Origin of the sequence: Janthinobacterium sp. BJB426 (genome assembly GCF_002735705.1) — a bacterium.
Classification (GTDB): Bacteria; Pseudomonadota; Gammaproteobacteria; order Burkholderiales; family Burkholderiaceae_D; genus Janthinobacterium.
Genome location: NZ_PDZL01000001.1, coordinates 351,041 through 370,363, shown reverse-complemented (window position 1 = coordinate 370,363; position 19,323 = coordinate 351,041). Strand labels below are relative to the sequence as shown.

Here is a 19,323-nt window from a genome sequence, read left to right as displayed (position 1 = left end):
CTCGAATCAGGCGGGCATGGGCGGCACACCCAAGGCCGGCACGGCCGTCTGCGCGCCATTCATCACCATGGCCAGGAAGGTGTAATAGCCATTGATGCCCATCAAGTCGACCACGCCGTGCTCGCCAAACAGCGCCAGCGCCCGCGCATACGTGGCATCGCTGACGCGCTTGTTCTGCTGCAACTCGATGCAAAAGTCGTGCACGGCTTGCTCATCTTCCTTCAGGGCAGGCGGCAAGCGCCGTTCAGCAATGGCGTCCATGGCCGCTTGCGCGATGCCGTTCTGCACGGCCAGCGGCGCGTGTATGGCCCACTCGACTTGCTGGTCCCACTGGCGCGCCGTCACGAGGATCGCCAGTTCCGACAACCGCGTGCCGATGGCGCTGCGGTAGCGCAAATACTCGCCCATGCGCTGCGCCGTTTCCATCAGTTCGGGGCTGCGGATCAGCGGCACGAAGGGGCCGTACAGCGCCCCGCGCGGACCGTCGATGATGGCTTGCGCAGCTGCGCGCTGCTGGGCGTCGAGCTGCGCCAAAGGCAGCGGCGGCAAACGGTCGATATCGCTACCGGCCATCAGGCAGTCCAGGCGACCACGTCCTGCTGCTGTTCGCCCAGGCCGGGGATGCCCAGGCGCATGCTGTCGCCTTTTTTGAGGAAACGCTGCGGCTTGCGGCCCTGGCCTACGCCCGGCGGCGTGCCCGTGGCGATGACGTCGCCCGGTTCCAGGGTCATGAATTTCGACAGGTAGCTGACGATCTGCGCCACCGTGAAGATCATGGTTTGCGTATTGCCAGTCTGCATGCGCTTGCCATTGACTTCCAGGTACAGGTCCAGATCCTGCTCATCGATGACTTCATCGCGCGTCACCAGCCACGGGCCGATGGGGCCGAAGGTGTCGCAGCCCTTGCCTTTATCCCATTGACCGCCCCGCTCCAGCTGGAACGAGCGCTCGGAGATATCGTTGACCACGCAGTAACCGGCTACGTATTTCAGGGCGTCCTCTTCGCTCACGTATTGCGCACGCGTGCCGATGATCACGCCCAGCTCCACTTCCCAATCCGTCTTTTTCGAGCCTTTTGGCAACACGACATTGTCGTCCGGGCCATTCAGGCAAGTAATGGCCTTCATGAACACGATCGGTTCGGCCGGGATCGGCATGCCGGACTCGGCCGCGTGATCCGCGTAATTGAGGCCGATGCCGATGAACTTGCCGACTTTCGCCAGCGGCACGCCGAAGCGTGGATTGCCGCGCACCAAAGGCAAGGTCTTTTCGTCGAGCTTGGCCAGCTTGCGCAGGGCCTTGTCGGACAGTTGCGCACCGTCAATATCCTGGACCACGCCAGACAGGTCGCGCAGTTTGCCTTCTTCATCGATCAGGCCCGGTTTTTCCTTGCCTGGACGTCCATAACGAACGAGTTTCATAGTCTTCCTTGGAGTTGATCATTGCCGCTGTGCAGGCTGCCATTTTACCGGATGGCCCGGCACGCCTGTAGCTGTGAATGAAAAACATCGCAAGTCCCGGCAATTGCAAGGCCGCCAGCACGCCAAACGCCGCCTGATACGCCTGCGGCGGATACTGCTGCTGGCTGTTCAGGGGCCAGCAGCCGAGGATCAGGCCAAAACCCGCCTGCACCAGGAAGGCGCCCGTGAAAATGAGCAGATTGAGGCAGGTGGCCGCCCTGCCCGTCAAGCTGGCCGGCATGCTTTGCGCAACGATCGCATACTCGAGCCCCGTCACCGTGCCCAGCAAGGTAAACAGCACGGACAGCAACGGCAGGCTGAGCGCCACGTTGCACGCCATCGCCACTTGCACGGCGACAAACAGGACGATGCCCACGCCCGCCACTTGCATGGGTTCAATCGCACGTCGCCCCGCCCACTCCGTCAGCATGCCCATGCCGATGGCGCCGAAGATGACGGCCGCCATACCCAGGTACAACAAATACGCCACGTTGTCATCGGACATGCCGCCCACGTCGGCCAGCCAGCGCCCTATCCATAAACCCTGCACGCCAAAGAACACCGTGTGCGGCAGCAGGATCAGCGCGATGGTGCGGCGAAAGGCCGGGTCACGATAGACACTCCACACGCTGACCTTGCTCATGGTTACGGCGGGCGCGGGCATGGCCGGCGACAGCAGGCGGATCAGCAAGCCGATGAACAGCGCCGCCAGCGCCAGCGCCAGGAACACGCCGCGCCAGTCCGTGTAGTGCAGGGCCAGCTTGACGGGCATGGTGGCCGTCGCCGCACCCAGGCCGCCCACGGCGATCAGGTAGCCATGCACGGAAGGCAGGCGAGCTGGCGCGATGGCGCACGAGACCGCTTTCACGGCAGCCATGAAACAGCCGCCCAGGCCCGCTCCCATCAAGGCGCGCGCCCACATCAGCTCGGCAAAGCTGTGGCCCCGGCTGAACAGCCACACGCCCAGCGCCGCCAGCGCCAGCAGCCACAGTTGCACCGTGCGGGGACCGTAGCGGTCGAGCGCCATGCCGACCGGCAGTTGCACCAGTGCAAAGGCGAGAAAAAAGGCGCTGGTCAGCAGGCCCAGCTGGGCTGGCGTCAGAGCGATGGCGCCCAGCAACTCGGCCGTCAGCACGGCATTCACACCGCGCAGCAGGCACGACAGATAATGCCCGAGCGCAAACGGCAGGAACACGAGGCAAAACACGGCCACGCCGGAGCGGGCAGGCGCACCGTGGCCGTACATGCTCAGGCGGCCTGTGCCAGGCGGATGATTTTATGCGGCACCTGCGGCACGGGATCATCCGTTTCAAAAAAGAATTTCTCCTGCCCAAAGGCCGGCTTCAAATCATCCATCCACGTCGCTTCCGCATCGAACTTGGCATAAAACGGCCGGCGCACCCAGTCCGGATTGCGCGCCTGCAAAAATTGTAGGGCAAACAGTTTTTCACCGTGGATGGTGACGATACCGTCGATCACGATCTTGCCGGGAAAGGCGCTCATGGAAGGCCCGCGCACCGTGCGCGACAGGCCGGACACCATCTGGTAGGCGGCCTGGAAAATCTCGTGCGCCTTCGCCAGAGGCAACTCGAAATAACCGCGCGGCCCCGTGTCGCGCTCGACAAACATGTAATACGGAACCGCTCCCAGGCGCGTGCCCGTCTGCCACAGCTCGGCCCAGCTTGCCGGGTCTTCATTGATGTGGCGGATCAGCGGCCCCTGCATGCGCAGGGTGGCGCCCGTGGAAACGATGCGTTTCACGGCTTGCTGGGCTATGTCCTGGCGCAGCTCGACGGTATGGCTGTAATGGCCCATCACGGCCAGGTTCTTGCCCGCCTTGACGATGCGCTCGAACAGGCGCATCAGGTCATCCGCATCGCGGTCGGAGACAAAACGCTGCGGCCAATACGCCACCGCCTTGGTGCCGATACGAATGTTCTGGATGTGCTCCAGGCCCGGCGCCAGCAGCGGTTCCAGGTAGGCAGCCAGTTGCCGCGTATTCATGATCATCGGGTCGCCGCCCGTGATCAGCACGTCCGTCACTTCCGGATGCAGTTTCAGGTAGGCGGCCAGCTCATGCGACTCGCGCGCATCGAACTTCATGTCGTCCATGCCGACGAACTGGGGCCAGCGGAAGCAGAAGGTGCAATACGCGTGGCACGTCTGTCCCGCGCTGGGAAAAAACAGCACCGTCTGCGCATATTTATGCTGCAAGCCGCGCACGGGCGCATCGTTAACCTTCGGCACGTTATGCGTCATCTGGCCGGCCGGGTGGGGATTCATGCCCAGGCGCAAGCCATGCACATAGGCATCAATAGCGGCCTTGTCCCGCTGCACCAGCACCAGGTCGCGCAAGTGCGCGTACTGCTCGGGCGGCAGCATGTCGCGGTGGGGAAAGACGAGGCGGTAGATGGGGTCGTCAGGAATATTGTTCCAGTCGATCAGCTGATCGAGCACATAGGCATTGGTGCGGAACGGCAAGACGTGCGACACCACTTGCACGGCTTCGCGCTGCTCTTCCGGCAGCCATTCCCACTGCCGCGCCTGTTGTATGGTTTGCCGCGTATACGGCTTGAACTTGGGTGGAAACGGCTCGGTAATGAGTGCGGACACGGTCGGCTCCTTGCCTGGAAATAACGATAACTTGCATGAAACCAGCCCCATATCGGCCAATTCCAGCCTCTTCCTCCCATGCCACGTCACCTCGGCATGCTGTGAAAGTCATCATAGTTCTTGCTGTTTGGAACCAAATTGCTACATATCAACAAGCCGTCGATACGTTGCATGCTGCCTACAAGCAACACCTTAGTTTGTTCCATCGCAATTTGAGGAAAGCGTCTGCGACGTAAATTACGGCTTGGCAACACATCCCTCGATATCACAAGGAGCTTTCATGAAACGCTTATTCACGGGTAGCCTGCTGTGCCTGGCATTTGCCGGTGGCAACGTCAGCGCCGCCGTCGAACCAACGGAAAAAGACGCCATCGCCATGGCCGAACGGGGCGCCGCCTTCATGAAGGCGCATGGCAAGGAAGAAATGATGAAGAAAATCACGGCGAAAGACCCGGACTTCGTGCAGGGCTCGCTATACGTGGACATGCGCGACATCAAGACGGGTATCGTGCTGGCCCACCCCATCAATCCTTCCATCGTGGGCAAGGATTTGACGGATGTGCCCGACGCGAATGGCAAGAAATATCGCCGTGAAATCATTGAGCTGGCGCAAAAGCAGGGCAAGGGCTGGGTCGATTACCAGTACAAGAATCCCACCAGCGGCAAGATCGAGCCGAAGACCACGTACATCCTGCGCGTCAACGATGTAGTGCTGGAAGCGGGGATCTATAAAAAATAAGGCAGGGGCGGCGCACGCACGCCGTGCGCCGCCTGCGCCTGGAACAGCCATAGCCGGGAGTCAAGCATGCTCAATCACTTACGCATCGGACCAAAATTATTGCTGGCGCCCACCCTGGTCTTGCTGCTGCTGATACTCAGCTCGACCGGCGCCTGGTATGGCATGGTGCGGCAAAATGCCTCGCTGGAAAACATGGTGCGGGTGCGCATCACGCATTTGAAGGCGGCCGCCGACGTACTCGGCGAGGCCAGGCAGGTGCATGGCAATATGTACCAGTTGCTGTCGTGGACGAATGGCAGCTTCGCCAAGGCCCGCCTCGATGCACTTGAACAACAGATCAAGGAGCGCCACGCGGCCATCGGCACCCAGCTGACCACGCTGCGCGCCACAGCCACGGGCGCCGAGCGCACTTTGGTCGATGCGGCCATCGCGGCGCTGGCCGGCTATCGCAAGGCCGTGCTGGAAACCATGGAAATGGCGCAGATGGACCAGTCGATCGCCACCAATTCCATGCTCAAGGCGGAAACCCAATTCGGCCAGTTCAATACGCAGCTGGCGCAACTGTCGGCCCTGGAAACAACGCTCAGCAGCCAGGCCCATGCGACGGCCAGCGCCGAGTTTCGCACCCTGGGCTGGAGCATGCTGCTGACGGTCCTGCTGTCTATCCTCGTCTCCATCGTGGTGACCATGCTGGTGCGCCGCGCCATGCTGGTGGAAATCCGCAGCATCGCCGACGCCGTGCAAGACCTGGCGGCGGGCAAGCTGACGGCCGGCGCGCCCAAACAGGGCAATGACGAAATCGCCGCCACCTCGCGCGTGCTGGACCAGACCATTGCCCACCTGAACCAGACCTTGCGCACCATCATGGGCGCCGTGCAATCGATCGACACGGCCTCGCACGAAATTGCCACCGGCAACCTGGATTTATCGGCGCGCACGGAAATGCAGGCCAGTTCACTGGAAGAAACGTCAAGCGCCATGGAAGCGCTGACGCAAGCCGTCAATGACAACGCCGACAATGCCCAGCTGGCCTGCGAGCTGGCGGGGCAAGCCTCCACCCTGGCCGTGCAAGGGGGCGCGTCGATGCAGCAGGCGGTGACGACGATGGCGACAATACGCGCCAATTCGCGTCAGATCGTGGATATTATCGGCGTGATCGACGGCATTTCCTTCCAGACCAATATCCTCGCGCTAAACGCGGCGGTGGAAGCGGCGCGCGCGGGCGAACAAGGCCGCGGCTTTGCCGTGGTGGCATCCGAAGTGCGCACCCTGGCGCAGCGCTCGGCGCAGGCGGCCAAGGAAATCAAGACCCTGATCGCCACCTCGGTGACCACCATCGATGGCGGCAGCGTGGCCGTGCAGCAAGCGGGCGACAGCATGGGCGCCATCGTGGCTTCGGTGCAGCAAGTCAATGAAATCATCCAGCGCGTGAAACAGGCCAGCGCGGAGCAGGCGTCCGGCATCACGGAAGTGAATCAGGCCGTCACGCAAATGGATGATGTCACCCAGCAAAATGCGGCCCTGGTGGAGCAGGCGGCGGCAGCGGCGGCCAGTTTGCAGGACCAGGCCGTCAAATTGTCGGCGGCAGTCAGCGTCTTTACCCTGGACCAGCGCCCCGCCGCGCCGAGCGGCCACACCGAAGAAGAAGCATTCCAGCATCCGGCGAGTACGCAGCCGGAGCGGCGCGCACTGCACAGCCCGTTGCGCGGCAAGTCCGCCTTGCCCGGCGCAAACACGACGCCGCAGCGCCGCCGTAGCTAGGCGGCTGGCGCGCGCATCGGTTTACTGAGGTAGCGCGAGCCGGCCAGCACGAAACGCCAAGGCGTATCCATCGCCTTGGAAATGCCGATGCGCGGGCCAGTGCGCACCGTCACTTCTTCCTCGCGGGGCAACAGCATGAACGGCGGCGCATCGAGCGCCAGCCGGTTCTGCAGATGGCTCACACCGAGCGCCTGACACACCTTGCCCGGCCCAGAGCACAGCAGCCGCGCATCCTCGACACCGCGCCGCTCGCGCATGATGTCGAGTCCCTCCACGGGTTCGATGGCGCGGATCAGCACGCCTGCGCCATGCCCTGCTTCCCGGCACACAAAGTTCAGGCACCAGTGGATGCCGTACGAGCGGTAGACATAGGCGTGCCCGGGCGGGCCGAACATGGCCACATTGCGCGGCGTCATGCCCCCATACGTGTGCGAGGCCGGATCCAGCCGGTCATACGCTTCCGTTTCCACGATGCGCCCGCCCACACCGTCGACCAGCACCGTCACGCCGATCAGCTGGTGCGCCACGCTGCTGGAATCGTCCGCAAAATCGATACCCGCAAGGATTTTTTTCATCCGGCAATTGTACTGCCGCGCATCCCGCCGCACGCCTTGCCCCACCTTAAAAACAAATAAAAATTGATATTTTCATCATGAATGTCGGAATGGACGGCGTCGTAAAATGACGAAAATCACGGCCGGACCGGGCCAAAACGGGGATTTTTCCAGAATATATTGCAGATATGAACTATTGCCATGCATAAACAGCGATAATCGTCGGGCACTGCGCCAGACGCTCATGAAGCGGGCAGCGGCAGCGCGCGACAGAATAAGCACCGGGCACAAAAATGATGATGAAAGCGTGATGATGAGAGCGGCAGCGCAAAAGCAGGTAGTGCAGGAAGATCCGGTTGACGCCTTGATGCGTTCCATCCGTATCCCGCCGCGTCCCAGCCTGCTGGTCGACTTGCAGCGCGAACTGGCGGAACAAGACCCGTCGCCGCGCCGCATCGCGCGCATCATCGCCGACGATGTCGGCATGTCGGGCGCCCTGCTGAAATTGGCGAATTCGCCGTTCTATGGCGCCGCGCGCAAGGCCAAGTCCGTCGAGCAAGGCATCAATTTTCTCGGCATCAACCAATGCAGCGCCATGATGACGGGCTTGCTGGCACGCCAGGCGCTGGAAGCGGAAGGCGTGGAACTGACCAACTTCTGGGATGTGTCGGCCAAGCGCGCACGCGCCCTGGTATTTACTTCGCGCAAGCTGCGCATCGCCCCACCCGACATCGCCCACACCTTCGGCCTGTTCTGCGATATCGGCGTGCCCTTGCTGATGAACCGCTTTCCCGACTACGTCAACACCTACGCGGCGGCGGCCAACGATGCGCACAATTGTTTTACGACCCTGGAAGACGCGCGCCACCAGACCAACCACGCGGCCATCGGCTGCTTGCTGGCACGCAACTGGGGCTTGTCCTCGGACGTCTCGTGGGCGATCTTGCACCACCACGACTACACGGTGCTGGCCGACCCGTCCACGGACGACGCCATCCGCTCGCTCGTCGCCCTGTCCCTGCTGGCCGAAAAGGGCATTCAGCGCTACCATGGCAACAGTACCTCGCTCGAGTGGGACAAGGGCGGCGAACTTGCCTGCCAGCATCTTGGCCTGTCGCAGGAAGAAGCCGCCGACCTGCTCGACGAATTGCACGAGATGTTCGATACCGACCATTGAGGTATCAGGCGGCCGCGTCCGCCTGTATGATCTGTCCCGGCGCCCGGCAAAGCCCTGGCGCCTGTTTCCGTTTGCCTGACCCGTCTTTCTTAACCTGTTGATCGCCATGCCCAAAAATAAGCGTCCTGTCCCCCGTAAATCCGCCAACACGCCTGAAGACAAGGATGAATCCGTCACGCGCATGCTGTGCACGATGGCCCTGAACCTGGCGGAGCAGGAAGACAGCGAATCGCAGGGCACGGTGCTGGCCGAGCAAGCCGTCGAATTCGGCCGCCTGATCCGCAAAGCCTTGAATCAAAAGAAGGATGAAATCCTGTACGACGCCATCGAGCGTTCCAAATACGAAGACGTTGGCGCCTACCAGTATTTGCGCAGCCATATCGAGGAAGCGGCCTCCATTTCCGTGATCCGCCGCGAGAATGCCCCGGCCATGGAAATCAACGCCTTCGTCGTCCCCCTGCTCGTGCAAAGCACGGGTGGCCTGAAGGAAGCGGACAGTTTCCAGGACCAGGACGCTTTCGAAGCGCTGGTGAAAAGTTTCCAGCAGGCAGAACTGGAAAGCGCCAAGGCCAAGGTGGTGCTGATGAGCCATGCCTACGACCTCGATGAAATCGACCGCATCACGTATAGCCATTTGCATGAAATGGTGCGCGATGCCTACGCGTCCATGACGGACAAGAAAATCGTTGCCACGCCGGGCCTGGAAAGCAGCATCGTCGGCTGGAGCGAAACGGCCTTCGGCCCGAAGGACACGGCGGTCGAACTGCTCTTCCTGCTGGGCTTTGCCTTGAAACGCGTGGACGACCCGTTCTATGTGGAACCGAAGGACGAAGCGGCGCTCGACGCCTGGTTCGACGCGCGCATGGCCCGCTACCAGCAATGGACGACGGAAGTCGGCGATCTGGTGAAACGCTGCCTGGCGCCCGCCGGCAACGCCCTGGAAGTGAGTTTCCTCTATCAGGATCTGTTCCACGGCGGCAAGGAACAAGGCATGAGCGAGTATGCGATGCTGCAGATGATGTCTGGCATCAACCATGCCTTGGAGGAAAACAAAGTGGACGCCGGCGATGTATCAGTCGTCGTCGGCCCGGCCGATGAACACGGTGAAATGCTGTTGCGCGTCAACGTCAGCACGGCGGGCGGCGAGCTGCTGCACAGCGCCGACAAGCCGCTGGACCTGGCCGCCGACCTGCAGGACGAAGTCGACGACATCTGCGATGCGCTGGCCACCATCGGCGTGACGCAACTGTCCGTGGCGCTGAAATTCGACGCCAAGGGACAGCCGCTGGAAGCGCAGCCGTACGCCCCAGCATAAGCAACTGACTCACCTTATTACAACGGCTGCAATGTTTTCCATTGCAGCAACTTGGCGCCATACGCGAGCGTGTAGGCGGGGCTGCTCGACGGCAGGCTGACGATACGGTAGCGCTGCGCATGTTCACCCAGCACCTTGATGCCCAGCTTCGCGGCCGTGCCGCCATTGAAGGCGATCGTTTGCAGTTGCGGCAGGCTGGCGGCCAGTGCCACCAGGTCGTTGTCGTCGCGTTCGCGGATATTGCTGTCCAGGCTGCCCGTGCGCTGCGCCTGCGCCACCACGTCCCACAGGCCCACGCCGTGCGCCAGCAAAGTGCTCAAGCGGGTCGCATAAGGCAGGCTGGTCAACTCCACGCCCAGCACTTCGCTCAGCAACATCCAGAACTTGTTTTGCGGGTGCGCATAGTACTGGCTGTGCGCCAGCGATTTTTCGCCGGGCAGGCTGCCCAGTATCAGCAGGCGCGTATCGGCATCGACAACGGGATCGAAACAGCGCTTGCGCGGGTCGGCGGCATGCTCTGGCAGGAAGGCTGGGCTATTCAAATGAGCGGTCCGAAAGGGAAAATGAAGGATCATTTTACCCGGCCACGCGACGGTGTAGAATTCCCGGACAACTATCCCTACACCAGAGACCACCCATGCGCACCATCGACACCCTGCTGGCCCAGTATGGCGAAAGCCACCGCAACCATGTCAATGAATGGGTGCACATCGTGTGCGTGCCGCTGATTGTTTTCAGCTTGCTGGGGCTGCTGTGGAGCGTGCATCCCAGCGTGGCGCTGCTCGGCAGTATTCTGGCCTTATACTATTATTACAAGCTGTCGCGCCCGTTTGCGGCGGGCATGCTGGTCATGCTGGCCGCCATGCTGGGCCTGCTGTTGCTCATGCCGCCGCTGACCATCCTGCCCGTGTCGCTGGCGCTGTTCGTGCTGGCCTGGATAGGCCAGTTCATCGGCCACCAGATCGAAGGCAAGAAACCGTCGTTCCTCGACGATGTGCGCTTTTTACTGGTGGGGCCGCTGTTCGTGCTGGGATTTTTGTACCGGCGCCTGCGGCTGGCGTATTGAGCGGCAGGTGGCCCCGTGGTCACACAGGAGCGGTAACAGATTTTTACTATTCACAACTAGTTATCTGAGGCAAGTGTCCTTATGATAAGTCATCAACTGCCGGTCGACGCAATCGGCAACCAACTTTTGTCCAAGGGAGTCCTACATGAAAGCACCAATTATTGCATTGGCATTGCTCGCCACCCTGGCCGGCTGCGCCGTACAACCGAACTCGGCAAATGTCTACAATGCGCGCCAGGCGCAGAATGAACAATCGGTTCGCATGGGTACGGTTGAATCCGTGCGCCAGGTAACCATCGACAAGGGTGAAACGGGCACGGGCGTACTGGCAGGCGCGGCGCTGGGCGGCGTGGCCGGCTCGACTGTCGGCGGTGGCAAGGGCGCCATCGCGGCCAGCATCCTCGGCGCCGTCGCCGGCGGCATGGCCGGCAAGAGCATCGAAGCGAATGCCTCGAACAAGCCCGGCCTGGAAATCACCGTGCGCCTGGACAATGGCGACATGCGCGCCATCGTGCAAGACGCGGACGAGCTGTTCCGTCCGGGCGAGCGCGTGCGCCTGCTGTCCGATGGCCGCAAGACCCGCGTCACGCACTGATCCGTTTGCCGGCGCATGCGCTCAGCCGAAGGCGCCGGCAGCGAGCAAGGCGGAAGGGTGCAGCCAGATGGCAATCACAGCCGTCACGACGACATACACAAGCAGGCTCCAGACTTTGATCTGCAGTGAGGCTGGCATGGCGGTTCCCTTTCAAAGATGCAATGCAGAAAATATTTACTTGATAATAAAGTAAATATTTTCATAAATTCAACATTTTCCAGAAGCACTGCGCTGGCTCAATGCCCGGCTGTCTCCTGACCGCTCTGTGAGCAAGCTCGACCAAGACTCGCCATCCCCGCGCGATGCCCGTATACTTGCGCGATGTCATCTCCTCTCCTGTTCATCATTGCCTGCCTGATCTGGGGCTCCACCTTCTGGGCCATCACCTTGCAGCTGGGCGATGTCGCCCCCGCCGTTTCCGTGGTCTACCGCTTCGGCCTCGCGTCCGCCACCCTGTTTGCCTGGTGCGCCGTGCGCGGCGACCGCTTGCGCCTGCCCTGGCGCGCGCAAAAATGGATGCTGCTGCAGGGCCTGGCCTCGTTTGCCCTCAGCTATGTGTGCACCTACAGTTCGGAGCAATACCTGGTGTCGGCCCTCGTCAGCGTGCTGTTCGCGCTGATGGTGTTCTGGACGCCGTTGCTTAACCGCATCGCTTTCGGCACACCGATCACCTGGAGCACGTGTTGCGCGGCGTTCGTCGCCATCTGCGGCATCGTGCTGCTGTTTTACCAGTCCATCGGCGCGGCGCTGCACGATATTCTCGGTGGCGGCAATGGTCATTTTCTGCTCGGCTTCATGCTGGCCCTGGTAGCCACCGTGTCGAGCACGGTGGGCAATGCCCTCGTCATGAAAGTGCGCGCACACTCCGGCAACGTGATGCTGACCATGGCCTGGACCATGCTGTGGGGCACCTTGATGGTGGCCGTCTGGGCCATCGCCACGGGACAGTCCTGGCAATTGCCCACGCGCCCCAGTTACTGGATGGGATTGGTGTACCTGGCCATCTTCGGCTCGGTGATCGCCTTCAGCGCCTATTTCACCTTAATCGCCCGCATCGGCACGCAAAAGACCGTGTACATCGGTGTCGTCACGCCCGTCATTTCCGTGCTGCTGTCGGTGCAGTTCGAACACTACCGGCCCGCCGCCATCGAATGGGTGGGCATGGTGCTGTGCCTGTCCAGCGTGGCCTGGGCCCTGACGTCGGGGGCGCGCAAGACGAATCCCATCGCTTCCCTTTCCACCACTTCATCCACAAAGGCAACATGAGCACCTCTTCCTCCCTCGCCATCCGTCCCGCCACCGCATCCGACGTGGCCGCCATCTTTGGCATGATCCACGAACTGGCCGTGTTTGAAAAACTCGAACACATGATGATCGCCAGGGAATCCATGCTGCACGACAGCCTGTTCGGCGCCCATCCCGCATGCGAAGCGCTGGTGGGCGAGGAAAATGGCGAAGTGGTGACGTTCGCCCTGTTCTTCCATAATTTTTCCACCTTCCTGTGCCGCAAGGGCTTGTACCTGGAAGACCTGTACGTGAAACAGTCGGTGCGCGGCAAGGGTTATGGCAAGCAGATGCTCGTGGCGCTGGCGCAACTGGCCGTCGAACGCGATTGCGGCCGCTTCGAATGGTCGGTGCTGGACTGGAATGAAAACGCGATCAACTTCTACAAGGGCATGGGCGCGGACGTGATGCCGGACTGGCGCATCTGCCGGGTCGCTGGCGATGCCTTGACGCAATTGTCGGCGGGTACGCCAAAGCTTGCCTGATTGGAGGGGAACTGTAAGCGTAAGTTCCAAAAAAAATCCCCGCGGGCTAGCGGCACCGCGGGGTGAACCCATTGTCAAGTGGGAGGGGGAGAATGCAATCAACGGTTATCAATATAAACGCTGCCGCTTGCCACGGCGCCGACCTTTACATTTGCTTACCGGGCCTTACATTTGACTTAAATCCGCTAACCAAGTGTCACCGAGTGTCGCTCGAAAGACACTGATTATTTCCGTGGTTCAATCAATGTGCCGTGCAAGCCGATATGTTGTTGCGTAACCCCACTGCCACCCTGCGATTTTCTATAGATTTGGTACACTGTCAGGCAGGCGGTGCAGCCAGCAACCACGGCAAAAATGACCATGCGACGCTCCTTGAATATGCTTGAAGGAATCAGGGTCCGCAGCACCTGATGATGACCAGGCGAGCAGGGAAGATTCAGTGTGGCATCTTCGCCCTGGCGGGCATTGTGCAATGTCAAACACGCCAATTTGACGGGGTCATGGCATTTGATATGGCGCAAAGTGGCGGCATTCCGCTCACACAAAATGAACGCATCATTACGCACCTGGGAGCCACATCATGAATGTTTCTGCCAAACCGCTCGTCATGAAAATCTACCGCGCCTACCTGCGCTCCCGCCTGGAGCGTTACACGCGCGACTTGCAAGCCATCGCCGAACAGCGCGAGAACGACTTCCAGGCTGAACGCATCCTGCACCAGGCCGTCGTCTCGGTGCGCTCCAAACTGCACTCGCTGTAACCGTGATGCCGTCAGTGCTGCCGGCCGGCCACGGCCCAGCGCTCCACCAGTTCAAACAAGCCTTGCGTCAGCAGGGCCAGCACGGCTGCGGGGATCGCGCCGGCCAGCAGCATGTCGTTGTCGTTCAGCGCCAGGCCGATGGTGATGCGTTCGCCGTAACCGCCCGCGCCGATGAAGGCGGCGATGGTGGCCGTGCCCACGCTCATCACGGCCGCCGTTTTCACGCCCGCCAGCATGACGGGCAAGGCCAGCGGCAAGTCCACGTGCAGCAGGCGGTCGCGCTTGTTCAAACCCAGCGCCAGCGCCGCCATGCGCAAGCCTTGCGGTACCTGCAAGATGCCCGTGCACGTGTTGCGCACGATGGGCAGCAAGGCATACACGAATAGGGCCACCAAGGCTGGCACCGTGCCGATCATGCCCAGCACGGGGATCAATATCGCCAGCAGGGCCAGCGACGGCACCGTCTGCAGCACGCCGACGAAGGCCAGCACCGTTTGCCGCAGCGGCGCCGAAAATGCCGCCAGCACGCCCAGCGGAATGCCTATCACGCACGCCAATGCCACCGACAGCAGCACCAGGGTCAGATGCTGGCGCGTCAGTGTCCACAAATCGTCGCCGATGATTTTATCGAGCAGCTTGCTGCGCGCGCCGGCCGGTTTGTTCGCCTGCGTGCCGGACGCCAGCCACTGGCGCGCCACGTCAGAAAAAGTCTTGCCATCGATTTCCACGGCCGCATTCATGGCGATCATGTCGCTCTCGCTGATACGCCCCTGCAAGCCTTGCAGCGCCAGCCAGGCGGCGGGAAAACGCTGCGGCACGTCGAGCCGGTACAGGAGCATGGCGTCGTAGCGGGGAAAATACTGCTGCGTGTCGGCCAGCACGCGCAAGCCGTACTGGCGTATTTTCGCGTCCGTCGAATAGATGTCGATCACGTCCACCTGCCGCTGCGCCAGCGCTTCATAGGCGATGCCGTGATCGAGCCCGCGCGGGCGCTGCGGCAAGCCATAGCGCGCGGCCAGGCCCGGCCAGCCATCGACCCTGCCGATGAACTCATGCGACAGGCCGAATGTCAGGGCGGGGTGTTGCGCCAGCTGCGCCAGGCTGGCAATCGATTTTTCGTCGCTGCGCATGGCCAGCGCATACGTATTGTTGAAGCCCAGCGGCACGGCCACGCCCAGGCCCAGCGCCGCCAGTTCGCGCCGCATCTGTTCCAGGTCAATGGCTTTGTCATGCTTGAGGATTTCGCTGCCGATGGTGCCCATGTATTCGGCATACACGTCGATGCTGCCCGCCTGCAGCGCGGCCAGCACGATGGCCGTGTTGCCCAGGCCCTGGCGGTGCTGCGCCTTGACGTGCGGCGCGGCGCTCTGCTGGAGGATTTCGCCGAGAATATACGATTCCGTGAAACGCTTCGAGCCCACCTTCAGGGTGCCCCCATCCATGGCAAGGGAGGACATGGGCGCGGCGGTGAAGACCAGCAACAACAACAGGTAAACAACACGCACGCGGCGCTCCAGGACGGATGATCAATCCGGCAAGCTTACCACCGGCGCGCGCCAGACACCGCCATGCACCACGCCCGCGCACGGGTTCAGGCCCAGCGCATACGCCAGGTCGGCCGGGCGCGCGATGCGCCACAGGGCAAAATCGGCGCGCTTGCCCACCACCAGGCTGCCCGTTTCATGCTGCAAGCCCAGCGCGCGCGCCGCATGGCAGGTAGCACCGGCCAGCGCTTCCTGCGGCGTCAAGCGCCACAAGGTGCACGCCATGTTCATCGCCAGCAGCAGGGACGTCATCGGCGACGTACCCGGATTGCAATCGGTGGACACGGCCATCGGCACGCCGGCCGCGCGCAAGGCCGCGACAGGCGGCGGCTGCGTCTCGCGCAAAAAGTAATACGCGCCCGGCAGCAGCACGGCCACCGTGCCGTGTTGCGCCATGGCGGCGACACCCTCTTCCGACAGGAATTCCAGATGGTCGGCTGACAGGCCCCCGTAGCGCGCCACCAGCGCCGCGCCACCCAGGTCCGACAGCTGCTCCGCATGCAATTTGACGGGCAGGTTCAAGGCGCGCGCCGCCGCAAACACCCTTTCGGTCTGCGCCGGCGTAAAACCGATGCGCTCACAAAACGCGTCGACGGCGTCGACCAGGCCGTCACTGGCCAGCTGGGGCAGCATCTGCGCGCACAGCAGGTCGATATACGCGTCGGCCTGGCCCGCATATTCGGGCGGCAGCGCGTGCGCGCCAAGAAAGGTGGTGCGCACGGACACGGGCAGCTCTTGCCCGATGCGGCGCGCCACGCGCAGCATCTTCGCTTCGCTGTCCGCGTCGAGACCATAGCCGGACTTGATCTCCAGGGTGGTCACGCCCTCGGCCAGCAGCGCCAGCACGCGGGGCAGGCTTTGCCGCAGCAATTCGTCGTCGCTGGCCGCGCGCGTGGCGCGCACGGTGGACATGATGCCGCCGCCGGCGCGGCTGATGTCTTCATAGCTGGCGCCATTCAGGCGCGCCTCGAATTCGTCGCTGCGGTTGCCCGCGTGGACGATATGCGTGTGGCAGTCGATCAGGCCGGGCGTGAGCCAGCAACCCTGGCCGTCCTGCAGCACCGCGCCGCTGGCCGGCAGCTCGTCGCCAGGGCCGAACCAGGCGATGCGGCCATCCTTGACGGCGATGGCCGCGTCCAGCAGTTCGCCATAACCGTGTTCCATGGTGGCCAGGTGGACGTTGTGGATGACCAGATCCCAGTCTTGCATGGTGTTTCCTTCCTAGATGAACAGGTCGACGCACAATACGGTCGAACGCTGCAAGGCGTCGAGCCGCCATTCCTGCGCATCGTCAGCGTCCAGCAACAGCGCGTCATGGCGGGCCAGCGCGAACTGCTGGTCGCCACCGCGGGCCAGCACGTGGCCTTCTCCGGCGACAAACAGCAAGGTCGCCGCGCTGCGCCGCACCAGCCGGCACGGGGCCGTGATTTTTTCCAGCTGGTGGCGGCAGCGGTCGCGCCGCGTCATCACATTGAAATCCGTCGTTGTCCCCTTGACTTGCGCCTCCACGATCGCCTCGCCGGGAAACCACAGCATCGGTTGTGCCGCGCTCAACGTCACCTTGCGCGCGCCATCAAGCGTCAGCTGCACGCTGTCGCCATCGACCAGCATCAGGCTGCGGTCGATGCCGGGAAAGCTGGAAAACGGCCCGCTGGCCGTGATCGTCGCCAGGCTGATACGCCAGTCGAATTCCGTCAGGCCGGCACCGGGCGGAGAAATGGCGATTTCCATCGTGCTGCCGCCGCCGTTTTTCCACGGCGCGGCGCGCAGGCATTCCTGCGGGATGAAGGTCGCCATCAGAGTGCCCTCAATTGCGCCAGGGTGCGCTTGTAGGCGGTGGCGATGGCGTCCTGCGCCACGTGGCGCCCATCGCGCACCTGCCACTGGCCGCCACACAGCACGTCGCGCACCAGGTTATCGTTGCCGCAGAAAAGTACGCTGCCCAGCACATCGGCGATGGCCACGCCGCACAGGTTCACATGCGCGTCGTCGAGCACCAGCAAGTCGGCGCGGCAGCCCGGCGCCAGGGCACCTAGCTTGCGCCCGGCCGCCTGCGCGCCGCCCTGCAGGGCCGCCTGCCACAGGTAATCTCCCACGCGGCGTTCATCTGCCGTGGCGGCCACATTGCGTTGCTGCCGTTGCAGGCGCTGGCCATATTCGAGCCAGCGCAATTCTTCCACCGGCGACTGCGACACGTGGCTGTCGCTGCCAACGCCAAAATGCCCGCCGGCGGCGATGAATTCGGCCAGCGGGAACAAGCCGTCGCCCAGGTTTGCTTCCGTCGTCGGACACAGGCCCGCCACGGCGCCGCTGGCCGCCATCAGCGCCACTTCATCGGGCTGCACATGCGTCGCATGCACGAGGCACCAGCGCGCATCGACGCCGACCTGGTCGTACAAGTACTGCACCGGGCGCCGGCCGCAGTAGTCCAGGCACTGGCGCACTTCGCCCTGCTGCTCGGCGATGTGGATGTGGATGGGGCGGCCCGCGGGCAGCGCTTGCGCCACTTCGCGGATCTGCGCCACGCCGGCCGCACGCAGCGAGTGCGGCGCAAAGCCCACCTCCACCTGCCCGCCGCGCTGCGGCGCCAGCGCCTCGACGATGCGCAGCACATCATCCGCATCGGTGCGGAAGCGCGCCTGCTCGGGTTTGAGGGGCTGTGCGCCGAAACCCGCATGGCTGTACAGCACAGGCAGCATGGTCAGGCCGATGCCGCTGCTACGGGCCGCGGCCAGCACCCGTTCCGCCGTTTCGGCGGGACGCGCATACAGCGCACCGGCCGCATCGCGCTGCAGGTAGTGGAATTCGCACACGGCCGTATAGCCATGGCGCAGGCATTCCGCAAACAGCTGCGCGGCGATTGCCTCCATCTGCTCCGGCGTGATATGGCGCGCGAAACGGTACATCAGATCGCGCCAGGTCCAGAAGCTGTCCGGCCCATCACCGGCGACTTCCGTCATGCCGCCCAGCGCCCGCTGGAACGCGTGCGAATGCAGGTTGACCATGCCGGGCAAGACATATTCGGCCACTTCCACGCCGTTCGGCGGTGCAGCATTGTCGGTCACCGCCATCAAATCGCCAGCCGCGTCCCACTCCAGCAGCACGTCGCGGCGCCAGCCTTGCGGCAGCAGCGCGTGGCGCGCGAACAGCCAGCCGCTCAACGCGCCACCCATGCCACGGCCGCTTCCATCATCTGGCGCAGCAGCGGCTGCACCTTTGCCGCCAGGTCGGGCCGGTAGCCAAATGGCGCCGCTTCATCCATGCCAGGTTCATTCATGTACAGGCACTGGCACATCTCCAGCTGGATCGCATGCACGCGGTTGGCCGGCTGGCCGTAATGGCGCGTGATATGCCCGCCCTTGAAGCGGCCATTCAAGGCCACGGTAAAGGCATCCTGCGCGCGCGCGATATCGACCACGGCGGACGTCAGGCCCGCATCGCAACTGACGCCATCGGCCGTGCCGAAATTCAGGTCGGGCAGCTTGCCGTCAAAGAAGCGCGGCACGCGCGAGGCGATGGAATGGGCATCCCACAGCACCACGGCGCCATGCACGCGCAGCATGCGGTCCAGCTCCGCGCGCAGCTGCGCATGATACGGCGCCCAGTAGCGCTGCAAGCGCTGTTGCACGTCCTGCGCATCGGGTTCGCGGCCGGCCAGGTACAGCGGCTCGCGGTGAAAGGTATCGTTGGGCAGCAAGCCCGTCGTATCCTGGCCCGGATACAGATTCGTGTCTTCCTGCGGGCGGTTCAAGTCGATGGTGTAGCGCGACCAGCGCGCCGACAGCACGGACGCATCCATCTCCTGCAAGAAGCCATACAGCTCGCGCAAATGCCAGTCCGTGTCGGCCTTGATCAAGGCCTGCGGCGTCATGCGCGCGGCGATATCGTCGGGTATGTCGGTGCCCACGTGGGGCATCGACACCAGCAGCGGGATGCTGCCTTCGTTGAAGCGGAAATCCATGCCTGTCTC

The 19,323-nt window shown here is 62.9% G+C and carries 21 protein-coding genes; 9 read left to right on the top strand and 12 right to left on the bottom strand.

Annotation, left to right across the window (positions count from 1 at the left end; translation table 11 throughout):
• Positions 1-6 precede the first annotated feature (6 nt).
• Genes CSQ93_RS01645 through CSQ93_RS01630 form a run of 4 tightly spaced genes read right to left on the bottom strand, consistent with a single transcriptional unit; the run spans position 7 to position 4,073 of the window.
• Positions 7-573 (bottom strand): carboxymuconolactone decarboxylase family protein, encoded by a 567-nt coding sequence (locus CSQ93_RS01645; RefSeq protein WP_099376437.1) that lies wholly within the window; start codon positions 571-573, stop codon positions 7-9.
• On the bottom strand, positions 573-1,421 hold the full coding sequence (locus CSQ93_RS01640) for a fumarylacetoacetate hydrolase family protein (RefSeq protein ID WP_099376436.1): 849 nt from the start codon (positions 1,419-1,421) through the stop codon (positions 573-575). Before CSQ93_RS01640 ends, CSQ93_RS01645 begins: the two co-directional genes overlap by 1 nt.
• The gene (locus CSQ93_RS01635) at positions 1,366-2,706 is read right to left on the bottom strand and encodes an MFS transporter (RefSeq protein ID WP_199534211.1); all 1,341 of its coding nucleotides are present in this window, start codon (positions 2,704-2,706) and stop codon (positions 1,366-1,368) included. Before CSQ93_RS01635 ends, CSQ93_RS01640 begins: the two co-directional genes overlap by 56 nt.
• A gap of 2 nt (positions 2,707-2,708) precedes the next feature.
• Positions 2,709-4,073 (bottom strand): KamA family radical SAM protein, encoded by a 1,365-nt coding sequence (locus tag CSQ93_RS01630; protein ID WP_233515989.1) that lies wholly within the window; start codon positions 4,071-4,073, stop codon positions 2,709-2,711.
• 280 nt (positions 4,074-4,353) lie between these two features.
• Here CSQ93_RS01630 and CSQ93_RS01625 point away from each other — a divergent pair, with 280 nt between their 5' ends.
• Both CSQ93_RS01625 and CSQ93_RS01620 read left to right on the top strand, forming a co-directional pair.
• Positions 4,354-4,812, top strand: a complete 459-nt coding sequence (locus CSQ93_RS01625) for a cache domain-containing protein (protein WP_099376434.1) — start codon at positions 4,354-4,356, stop codon at positions 4,810-4,812.
• A gap of 66 nt (positions 4,813-4,878) precedes the next feature.
• Complete coding sequence (locus CSQ93_RS01620; RefSeq protein ID WP_099376433.1) at positions 4,879-6,573, top strand: methyl-accepting chemotaxis protein; 1,695 nt, start codon at positions 4,879-4,881, stop codon at positions 6,571-6,573.
• On the opposite strand, the gene CSQ93_RS01615 is transcribed toward CSQ93_RS01620, so the two are convergent.
• Positions 6,570-7,148 (bottom strand): DNA-3-methyladenine glycosylase, encoded by a 579-nt coding sequence (locus tag CSQ93_RS01615; protein WP_099376432.1) that lies wholly within the window; start codon positions 7,146-7,148, stop codon positions 6,570-6,572. The genes CSQ93_RS01620 and CSQ93_RS01615 overlap by 4 nt on opposite strands.
• Positions 7,149-7,437: 289 nt before the next feature.
• Here CSQ93_RS01615 and CSQ93_RS01610 point away from each other — a divergent pair, with 289 nt between their 5' ends.
• Complete coding sequence (locus tag CSQ93_RS01610) at positions 7,438-8,304, top strand: HDOD domain-containing protein (protein WP_070254599.1); 867 nt, start codon at positions 7,438-7,440, stop codon at positions 8,302-8,304.
• 106 nt (positions 8,305-8,410) lie between these two features.
• On the top strand, positions 8,411-9,619 hold the full coding sequence (locus tag CSQ93_RS01605; RefSeq protein WP_099376689.1) for a hypothetical protein: 1,209 nt from the start codon (positions 8,411-8,413) through the stop codon (positions 9,617-9,619).
• 17 nt (positions 9,620-9,636) lie between these two features.
• Here CSQ93_RS01605 and CSQ93_RS01600 read toward each other — a convergent pair whose 3' ends face one another.
• Entirely contained in the window at positions 9,637-10,161 is a 525-nt protein-coding gene (locus CSQ93_RS01600; protein WP_099376431.1) for a DNA-deoxyinosine glycosylase, read from the bottom strand.
• A gap of 95 nt (positions 10,162-10,256) precedes the next feature.
• Between CSQ93_RS01600 and CSQ93_RS01595 the strand changes: the two genes are divergently transcribed.
• The 4 genes from CSQ93_RS01595 (at position 10,257) to CSQ93_RS01580 (ending at position 13,049) form a co-directional block, all read left to right on the top strand.
• Complete coding sequence (locus tag CSQ93_RS01595; RefSeq protein WP_099376430.1) at positions 10,257-10,685, top strand: Mpo1 family 2-hydroxy fatty acid dioxygenase; 429 nt, start codon at positions 10,257-10,259, stop codon at positions 10,683-10,685.
• 145 nt (positions 10,686-10,830) lie between these two features.
• Positions 10,831-11,280: a glycine zipper 2TM domain-containing protein gene (locus CSQ93_RS01590; protein WP_099376429.1), complete on the top strand. Its 450-nt coding sequence runs from the start codon at positions 10,831-10,833 to the stop codon at positions 11,278-11,280.
• Positions 11,281-11,601: 321 nt separating this feature from the next.
• Positions 11,602-12,546, top strand: coding sequence for a DMT family transporter (locus CSQ93_RS01585; RefSeq protein WP_099376428.1), 945 nt, complete (start codon positions 11,602-11,604; stop codon positions 12,544-12,546).
• Positions 12,543-13,049, top strand: a complete 507-nt coding sequence (locus CSQ93_RS01580) for a GNAT family N-acetyltransferase (protein ID WP_099376427.1) — start codon at positions 12,543-12,545, stop codon at positions 13,047-13,049. Before CSQ93_RS01585 ends, CSQ93_RS01580 begins: the two co-directional genes overlap by 4 nt.
• A 224-nt stretch (positions 13,050-13,273) precedes the next feature.
• On the opposite strand, the gene CSQ93_RS28655 is transcribed toward CSQ93_RS01580, so the two are convergent.
• A complete protein-coding gene (locus CSQ93_RS28655) occupies positions 13,274-13,528 on the bottom strand; it encodes a hypothetical protein (protein ID WP_158301074.1) in 255 nt (84 codons plus the stop codon).
• A gap of 101 nt (positions 13,529-13,629) precedes the next feature.
• Here CSQ93_RS28655 and CSQ93_RS01575 point away from each other — a divergent pair, with 101 nt between their 5' ends.
• Positions 13,630-13,809, top strand: a complete 180-nt coding sequence (locus CSQ93_RS01575; RefSeq protein ID WP_034746290.1) for a hypothetical protein — start codon at positions 13,630-13,632, stop codon at positions 13,807-13,809.
• An 11-nt stretch (positions 13,810-13,820) separates the two neighbouring features.
• Here CSQ93_RS01575 and CSQ93_RS01570 read toward each other — a convergent pair whose 3' ends face one another.
• The 5 genes from CSQ93_RS01570 to hutG all read right to left on the bottom strand — a co-directional run bounded on the left by CSQ93_RS01570 (position 13,821) and on the right by hutG (position 19,314).
• A complete protein-coding gene (locus CSQ93_RS01570) occupies positions 13,821-15,266 on the bottom strand; it encodes a glycine betaine ABC transporter substrate-binding protein (RefSeq protein WP_199534226.1) in 1,446 nt (481 codons plus the stop codon).
• A 69-nt stretch (positions 15,267-15,335) separates the two neighbouring features.
• The gene (gene hutI / locus CSQ93_RS01565; RefSeq protein WP_099376426.1) at positions 15,336-16,562 is read right to left on the bottom strand and encodes an imidazolonepropionase; all 1,227 of its coding nucleotides are present in this window, start codon (positions 16,560-16,562) and stop codon (positions 15,336-15,338) included.
• Between the two features lie 12 nt (positions 16,563-16,574).
• Positions 16,575-17,150: a HutD/Ves family protein gene (locus CSQ93_RS01560; RefSeq protein WP_099376425.1), complete on the bottom strand. Its 576-nt coding sequence runs from the start codon at positions 17,148-17,150 to the stop codon at positions 16,575-16,577.
• Positions 17,150-18,526 carry a formimidoylglutamate deiminase gene (locus tag CSQ93_RS01555; RefSeq protein WP_099376424.1) on the bottom strand — a complete coding sequence of 459 codons (1,377 nt, stop codon included), beginning with the start codon at positions 18,524-18,526 and terminating at the stop codon, positions 17,150-17,152. Before CSQ93_RS01555 ends, CSQ93_RS01560 begins: the two co-directional genes overlap by 1 nt.
• Positions 18,511-19,314, bottom strand: coding sequence for an N-formylglutamate deformylase (gene hutG / locus CSQ93_RS01550; RefSeq protein WP_099376423.1), 804 nt, complete (start codon positions 19,312-19,314; stop codon positions 18,511-18,513). Before hutG ends, CSQ93_RS01555 begins: the two co-directional genes overlap by 16 nt.
• Positions 19,315-19,323 lie beyond the last annotated feature (9 nt).

Excerpts from the sequence above, each read along its gene's own strand:
- hutI (WP_099376426.1), bottom strand. The coding sequence starts at position 16,562 with ATGCAAGACTGGGATCTGGTCATCCACAACGTCCACCTGGCCACCATG.
- CSQ93_RS01640 (WP_099376436.1), bottom strand. The coding sequence starts at position 1,421 with ATGAAACTCGTTCGTTATGGACGTCCAGGCAAGGAAAAACCGGGCCTG.
- CSQ93_RS01645 (WP_099376437.1), bottom strand. The coding sequence starts at position 573 with ATGGCCGGTAGCGATATCGACCGTTTGCCGCCGCTGCCTTTGGCGCAG.
- CSQ93_RS01610 (WP_070254599.1), top strand. The coding sequence starts at position 7,438 with ATGATGAGAGCGGCAGCGCAAAAGCAGGTAGTGCAGGAAGATCCGGTT.
- CSQ93_RS01560 (WP_099376425.1), bottom strand. The coding sequence starts at position 17,150 with ATGGCGACCTTCATCCCGCAGGAATGCCTGCGCGCCGCGCCGTGGAAA.
- CSQ93_RS01625 (WP_099376434.1), top strand. The coding sequence starts at position 4,354 with ATGAAACGCTTATTCACGGGTAGCCTGCTGTGCCTGGCATTTGCCGGT.
- CSQ93_RS01570 (WP_199534226.1), bottom strand. The coding sequence starts at position 15,266 with ATGTCCTCCCTTGCCATGGATGGGGGCACCCTGAAGGTGGGCTCGAAG.
- CSQ93_RS01555 (WP_099376424.1), bottom strand. The coding sequence starts at position 18,526 with ATGGGTGGCGCGTTGAGCGGCTGGCTGTTCGCGCGCCACGCGCTGCTG.
- hutG (WP_099376423.1), bottom strand. The coding sequence starts at position 19,314 with ATGGATTTCCGCTTCAACGAAGGCAGCATCCCGCTGCTGGTGTCGATG.
- CSQ93_RS01575 (WP_034746290.1), top strand. The coding sequence starts at position 13,630 with ATGAATGTTTCTGCCAAACCGCTCGTCATGAAAATCTACCGCGCCTAC.
- CSQ93_RS01615 (WP_099376432.1), bottom strand. The coding sequence starts at position 7,148 with ATGAAAAAAATCCTTGCGGGTATCGATTTTGCGGACGATTCCAGCAGC.
- CSQ93_RS01595 (WP_099376430.1), top strand. The coding sequence starts at position 10,257 with ATGCGCACCATCGACACCCTGCTGGCCCAGTATGGCGAAAGCCACCGC.
- CSQ93_RS01585 (WP_099376428.1), top strand. The coding sequence starts at position 11,602 with ATGTCATCTCCTCTCCTGTTCATCATTGCCTGCCTGATCTGGGGCTCC.
- CSQ93_RS01620 (WP_099376433.1), top strand. The coding sequence starts at position 4,879 with ATGCTCAATCACTTACGCATCGGACCAAAATTATTGCTGGCGCCCACC.
- CSQ93_RS01580 (WP_099376427.1), top strand. The coding sequence starts at position 12,543 with ATGAGCACCTCTTCCTCCCTCGCCATCCGTCCCGCCACCGCATCCGAC.
- CSQ93_RS01605 (WP_099376689.1), top strand. The coding sequence starts at position 8,411 with ATGCCCAAAAATAAGCGTCCTGTCCCCCGTAAATCCGCCAACACGCCT.
- CSQ93_RS01590 (WP_099376429.1), top strand. The coding sequence starts at position 10,831 with ATGAAAGCACCAATTATTGCATTGGCATTGCTCGCCACCCTGGCCGGC.
- CSQ93_RS01635 (WP_199534211.1), bottom strand. The coding sequence starts at position 2,706 with ATGTACGGCCACGGTGCGCCTGCCCGCTCCGGCGTGGCCGTGTTTTGC.